Source organism: Iodobacter sp. BJB302 (assembly GCF_002735645.1).
Lineage (GTDB): Bacteria > Pseudomonadota > Gammaproteobacteria > Burkholderiales > Chitinibacteraceae > Iodobacter.
Map to the genome: position 1 here is coordinate 22832 of NZ_PDZG01000058.1, position 6222 is coordinate 29053.

General features: G+C 54.5%; 4 protein-coding genes. All 4 read left to right on the forward strand.

What is annotated here, in order from left to right:
- The first annotated feature begins 30 nt into the window (after positions 1-30).
- Complete coding sequence (locus CSQ88_RS16690; RefSeq protein WP_099399219.1) at positions 31-405, forward strand: hypothetical protein; 375 nt, start codon at positions 31-33, stop codon at positions 403-405.
- Between the two features lie 72 nt (positions 406-477).
- Entirely contained in the window at positions 478-1557 is a 1080-nt protein-coding gene (locus CSQ88_RS16695) for an efflux RND transporter periplasmic adaptor subunit (RefSeq protein ID WP_099399220.1), read from the forward strand.
- Positions 1558-4668, forward strand: coding sequence for an efflux RND transporter permease subunit (locus CSQ88_RS16700; RefSeq protein WP_099399221.1), 3111 nt, complete (start codon positions 1558-1560; stop codon positions 4666-4668).
- Positions 4669-4717: 49 nt separating this feature from the next.
- Positions 4718-6070, forward strand: coding sequence for an efflux transporter outer membrane subunit (locus tag CSQ88_RS16705; RefSeq protein WP_099399222.1), 1353 nt, complete (start codon positions 4718-4720; stop codon positions 6068-6070).
- Positions 6071-6222 lie beyond the last annotated feature (152 nt).

Below are 6222 nucleotides of genomic sequence, written 5' to 3' on the forward strand. Positions count from 1 at the left end.
TGTCAACCCGGCACTAAAAGGAAGTAAATCATGAAAAAGGCAGCCACACTGGCCCTGATAATCAGCGCAGCACTCAGCATTCCTTCGCTAAGCCTTGCCGCTGCAACCCCTTTTGCTGAAGGCAGCCGCCCGGCGATGGACGACAACTCCACACTCGCTCCGGCATCCGCATCACAGAAAAAGATAAGGCCTTTCTCCCAGCGCAGCCGCCCTGCAATGAATCAATCTATTGCGGCACCCGCTGCGACCCATACGCAAACACGCATCACCCCTTTTTCGCAGCGCGAACGCCCGGCCATGAATAATCAAAGCCAAAAAACTAAAAAGCCCAAGGTCACTGCATCCAACGATCAGGATTCCAGCAACTGGCATCCGGGCCGCCTGAAACACACGGTCTACCGCTAAAGCCTGCACCCCTGATTGCTTTAACTTAAGCCCCGGTTCGCGGGGCTTTTTATTTAATGGAAGAGCGCCAAGATGCAAATTAAATGGCTTTCCCTTTGTGCAGTATCGCTGCTTGCAGCCTGCCAGGCACCGCCCGCCGAAACCCGGGCAGCCCCCGTTGAAGTGAGTCAACTCGTCATTAAGCCCCATGATATTGCCCTGCAAAGCGAATTTACAGGCGAAACAGCGGGTGTTCGTGATGTTGAAGTACGCGCCCGGGTGGCGGGTATTTTATTAAAGCGCACCTATGCAGAAGGCCAGCCGGTCAGACAGGGGCAAGTGCTGTTTGAGATTGATCCTGAGCCTTACAAAGCCGCATTAAATCAGGCCAAGGGCGAGCTGGCACGGCAGGTGGCTATGTTTAATAAAACCCGCACCGATCAGGAGCGCATCGCCCCGCTGTTTAAAGAAAACGCCGTATCAAAAAAAGATTACGACGACAGCATCAGCGCTTTTGAAGCCGCGAAAGCCAGCGTAGAAGCGGCCCAGGCGCAGGTGCGTACCGCGCAGCTCAACTTAAGCTACACCCAAGTCACCGCGCCTATCTCCGGCATCAGCAGTAAGGAGGTGCAATCAGAAGGCAGCTTAATTAATAACAACAGCCCGCTGCCGCTGACCACCATCTCGCAAATGTCACCGCTGTACGCCAATTTTTCGGTTTCCGAACAGGATTACCAGCACTTCAGCCCCGGCAAATCGCTGCAGGCCACGCTCAGGCTGGCCAATGGCGCAACGTACCCCATTCAGGGCACGGTAAATTTCCACGATAACCGCATTGATAACAACACCGGCACCATCAGTATGCGGGCGCAATTTGATAATCCCAAAGGGGATTTGCTGCCCGGCCAGTTTGTACGCGTGCTGGTTGATCAGGGTATCCGCCAACAGGCGATCACCATTCCGGAGCGCGCCATTGTGCAGCTGCAGGCCGAAAAACGCGTGCTGCTGCTCAATGATAAAAACATCGTTGAATCGCGCAAAGTGACTCTGGGGGAAAGCATTGGGCATGAGGTGATTGTGGAATCCGGCCTGAAAGCGGGCGAGCGCATTATTGTCGATGGCTTAGTTAAAGCGCGCCCCGGCCAAGCAGTCAGCATCAAAAAGGAGGGGTAAATGTTTTCTAAATTCTTTATCAACCGGCCCATTTTTGCCACGGTGATTTCAATTGTCATTGTGCTGGCGGGCCTGGCCGCAATGTTTTCTCTGCCGATTCAGCAGTATCCGGATATCGTGCCCGCCGTGGTTTCGGTAAGCGCCAACTACCCCGGCGCCACCGCTGAAACCATTGCTCAAACCGTGGCTTCCCCCCTGGAGCAGCAGATTAATGGCGTGGACCATATGCTCTATCTGCAATCCAAATCTGCAGCAAACGGGCAAATGAGTATGAACGTCTATTTTGCTGTGGGCACAGACCCGGATCAGGCGACAATTGACGTAAACAACCGCGTACAGGCGGCACTGGCCAAAATGCCGGATGAAGTCAAACGCCAGGGCGTTACCGTCAGAAAGAAATCCACCGAAGTATTGTCTGTGATTTCCTTAGGCTCGCCGACCGGCCAGTATGATCGCAACTTTATTGCCAACTATGCCCTGCTCAATATTCTGGACGATTTAAAACGCATACCCGGCGTGGGGGACGCCAGCATGATGGGCGGCACCGATTACGCCATGCGGATCTGGCTGAAGCCCGATCGCCTGGCCCAGCTGAAGCTCACCCCTGCCGATGTAGTGAAAGCCGTGCAGGAGCAAAACTCGCAATTTGCCGCAGGCAAGCTGGGGGCCGAGCCAGATAATGACCCGGTTGATTTTACCTACACCATTAACGCCAAGGGCCGTCTGGCAGACCCCAAAGAATTTGAAGCGATTATTGTGAAGTCCATGCCTGATGGCGCAAAAATCCGCCTAAAAGACGTGGCCCGGGTAGAGATGGGTGGCAATGATTATGATATTTCCGGCATGCGTAATGGCAAGCCATCCGTAGGGCTGGTGACCTATGCCCAGCCGGGTGCCAATGCGCTGGATGTATCCAAAGCCATTGCCAACAAAATGCAGGAGCTCTCCGCTCGTTTCCCTCAGGGCATGGACTACGCTATTCCTTACGACACCACTAAATTTGTAAAAGCATCGATTGAAGAAGTCGTAGTCACCCTGCTCGAAGCGATGGTGCTGGTGTTCTGCGTAGTGTATTTATTTTTGCAAAATTTCCGCGCCACGCTGATTCCCTGCATTGCCGTACCGGTTTCCCTGCTAGGCACTTTTGCAGGCCTGGCGATGTTTGGGTTTTCTATCAATCTGCTCACCTTATTTGGCATGGTATTGGCCATTGGTATTGTGGTGGATGATGCGATTGTGGTGCTGGAAAACGTCGAGCGGATTATGCGCGAGACGGGCTGCTCGGCCAAAGAGGCGTCGATTCAAGCCATACAGGAAGTCTCCGGCCCCGTAGTGGCGATTGTACTGGTGCTGTGCGCGGTGTTTTTACCCGTGGCCTTTATGAGCGGCATGACGGGCGTGATGTATCAGCAATTTGCCATCACGATTTCTATCTCTGTGATTATCTCCGGCATTGTGGCGCTTACTTTATCGCCTGCCCTCTGCGCGCTTTTGCTCAAGCCCGGCCACCACGAACCCGCGCGTTTTTTTGCATGGTTTAATCGCTTCTTTGAACGAATCACGGGCGGCTATATTGCAGGTGTTAAATACCTGAATCGCCGCGTTGGCGTGGCGTTTGTGCTGTTTGCAGGGATTTTAGCCAGCACGGTAGCGCTGTATTTCTTAGTGCCTAGCTCCTTAGTGCCAGCAGAGGATCAAGGCACGATGTTTGTCAGTGTGGCCCTGCCCGATGCCGCCTCACTGGCCCGTACCCGTCAGGTGAGCGCCGAATCAGATGCGGCGCTCAGCAAGCTTGCCGAAGTAGAAAATGTCACCACTTTTACCGGCTTTGATATTTTATCCGGCTCTAAGCTTACCAACTACGCAACCAGCTTTGTCACGCTCAGGCCATGGGGCGAGCGCAAGGCCCCGGGGCAGGATTCGTTTTCGCTGGCAGAAAAAGTAATGCATCAGGCCCGTACCATTCAGAACGGCCTGATCGCCGCCTTCACCCCGCCGCCGATTATGGGGATGTCGACCACCGGCGGCTTGGAAGGCTATCTGCAAGACCGAAATGGTGCAGGCTCGCAGGCGCTCAGTACGGCGGCACAAAAACTGATTGAGGCGGCAAAAAAACGCCCGGAATTTGCCAAAGTCACCACCACCTTCCGCGCCGGTGTGCCGCAATATTTTGTTGATCTGGATCGCGAAAAAGCCAAGGCGCTGAGCGTTAATATCAATGATGTATTCAGCACCATGCAAGCCACCCTGGGCCAGCTTTATATCAATGATTTCAACCGCTTTGGCCGCACTTACAAGGTGCAGCTGCAATCTGAAGCCCAATATCGCAAACGCCCCAAAGATCTGGCGAATATTTTTGTGCGCTCCGCCAAGGGCGACATGATTCCGCTCACCAGCCTGGTCACCATCAAAGACACCAGCGGGCCGGAGCTGGTGGAGCGCTTTAATATCTTTGGCGCGGCCAAAATCATGATTCAGCCTGCAGCAGGGGTCAGCTCGGGAGAAGCCATCAAGGCCATGGAAAGCGTCACCGCTGCCGCACTCAGCAGCGATTACACCTTAGCCTGGACAGGCAGCGCGTATCAGGAGAAAGAAGCCAGCGGCACGGCCGGCATTGCCTTTTTACTGGGCATTGTGATGGTGTTTTTAATCCTGGCCGCGCAATACGAAAGGTGGAGTGTGCCTTTTGCCGTCATCACCGCCGTACCTTTCGCGCTCTTTGGTGCGCTGCTGGCAGCGTATCTGCGGGATATGAATAACGATGTGTATTTTCAGATTGGCATGGTGACGCTGATCGGTCTGGCCGCTAAAAATGCCATTCTGATTGTGGAATTTGCCGTGATGAAATTTGAAGAAGGCATGAGCCTGTCTGACGCCGCCATCGAAGCGGCAAGGCTGCGCTTCAGGCCCATTGTGATGACATCGCTCGCCTTTATTTTAGGCTGCGTGCCGCTGATTACCTCCAGCGGCGCGGGGGCAAACAGCCGTCATTCGCTGGGCACCCCGGTGATTGGCGGCATGCTGGCCGCTACCTTTATTGCCATTTTCTTTATTCCGCTGTTTTTCCGCCTGATTATGGGCTTCAGGAAAAACCAGTCCACAGGCCAATAAGCCCGCGTGCCTGCTGGCAACGGCAGGCGCACACCTTGAGATCTTCACTATGAAACCCTCCCTGATTGCCAGCCTGCTGGCCCTGCTTTGCACCGCATGCGCCATCAGCCCTGTACAAACCCTGCCCAAGCTTGATCTGCCCCGGACGCAAAACCCGCTTTCTCTGGCAGATCCTGGCGAGGCCAGCTTTAACGATCCGGTGCTTAATGCACTGATCAGCCAGGCTTTGCAGCACAATGCCAGCCTGGCCATCGCTGTAGCGAATATGGATGAAGCACGCGCCCGCTTAGGCATTAGTCAGTCTGCACAATGGCCGGGCCTTGATTTACAAGCTGGTACGCAGCGTCAGCGCGATGATGTACCCGCCCGGTTTCACCTGGCTGGTGCAGCAAGCTGGGAGCTGGATTTATGGGGCCGGCTGGCCAATGAAACCGAGGCGGCAAGGCAACAATTTTTATCCAGCCAGGCCGCGCATACCGGCTTGCAGCTGGCGCTTACTGCAGACGTAGCCCAAAACTATATTAATTTGCGCGCCTCAGATGCGCAGCTGATCGTGGCAAAACAAACCGCAGAAGCCCGTCAAAAAGCGTTTACCCTGCAAACAACCCGCTTTAAGGGCGGGCTGATCAGTGAGCTGGAAGCGCGTCAGGCAGAAAGTGATCTGGCCGCCGCACAAGCCATTGTGCCCCAGTACCAAAGCCAGATTGCCCAATTAGAAAGCGCCCTCTCAGTGCTGTGTGGCCTTTCCCCCAGAGCGCTGATTGAAGCAGGTATTCCGCGCGGCAAAAGCATCAGCGAAATCAACAGCAGCAGCTCCGGCGCAGCGGGCATTCCATCCGACCTCTTGCTGCGCCGGCCCGACATTGCCCAGGCAGAAGCCACGCTGCGTGCCAGCCATGCAGAAGTAGCCGCTGCCCGTGCGGCATGGTTTCCCCGCATTTCTTTATCCGGCCTCTTGGGTGTGGCCAGCCATCCTTTAACTGATTTATTTACAGCGGGCAGCAAAGCATGGCAATTTGCGGGCAATCTTTCCATGCCCCTGTTTGACGGTGGCCTCAGCGCAGCGCAAATTGATCAGGCTAGGGCAAAAGATAAAGCCGCCGCAGCAGGCTACCAGCTTGCCGTTCAAAATGCCTTTGCCGACGCCCTGGCCGCACTGAAAAGCCGTCAGTTCAGCCAGGAAAAAACCCAGGGGCAGCAGCGTCAGATTAAGGCTTTAGAGCGCCAGCTTAAGCTCGCCATCATGCGCTACGACAATGGCTACAGCGATTACCTGACGGTACTTGATAGCGAGAGAAACTTATTTAATGGCAGGTTGGAGCTGATTGCCGCAAAACGGGATCAGCTTCTGGCGCAAGTCGCCCTGTATAAGGCTTTGGGAGGAAAAAGCACCCTGCAATAAAACACCCAAAATAAAGCCGGCTGAATTGAACTGCACCCCAAAAGTTGGACACCCGTCCATATTTTTGGGGTGTTTTTATGTCCAAGTACTCAACGCAATTCAAGCTCTCTGTCGTTCAGCAATATTTAACTGGCGAAGCGGGTATCAAAACG